Annotated in this window: 1 pseudogene; it reads left to right on the forward strand. The window is 70.2% G+C overall.

What is annotated here, in order from left to right:
- Positions 1-23: 23 nt before the first annotated feature.
- Positions 24-564, forward strand: a pseudogene (locus ELR45_RS39015) (DNA-binding response regulator); the annotation flags it as partial.

A 564-nucleotide genomic window follows, 5' to 3' on the forward strand; every position in this document is an offset into this window, starting at 1 on the left:
AGCACGCCCGCGGCGGCGGCTGGATGGGGCGGGCGCACCGCCTCCTGGAAGACGCGCCGGTGGACTGCGCGGAGCAGGGATATCTGCGCCTCCCCATGGCGCTACAAGCTCTGGGCGGCGATCCCGAGGCCGCGCAGCGCACCTTCGTTGAGATGACCGAGGTAGCGGACCGGTTCGACGATGCCGACCTGCGAGTGCTCGGGACGCTGGGACAGGGCCAGGCGCTGGTTGCGCAGGGCCTGGCCGCGCAAGGCGTGACGATGCTGGACGAAGCGATGGTGGCGGTCACGACTGGCGAGGTGTCCGCAGTCGCGGCTGGCATCGTCTACTGTGCCGTGGTCCTCGCTTGCCGGGAAATCTTCGACGTGCGCCGTGTGCAGGAGTGGACAGCGGCGCTGAGCCGCTGGTGCGCCGCTCAGCAGGACCTCAAGCCCTACCGCGGCCAGTGCCTGGTGCACCGCTCGGAAATCATGCAGCTGCGCGGCGAGTGGGCCGACGCTATGGACGAGGTCCGCCAGGCCTGCGAGCACCTATCCGACCCGCCCGGTGATCCGGTGTTGGGCA

The sequence above is a fragment of the Phytoactinopolyspora endophytica genome (genome assembly GCF_004138495.1).
Lineage (GTDB): Bacteria > Actinomycetota > Actinomycetes > Jiangellales > Jiangellaceae > Phytoactinopolyspora > Phytoactinopolyspora endophytica.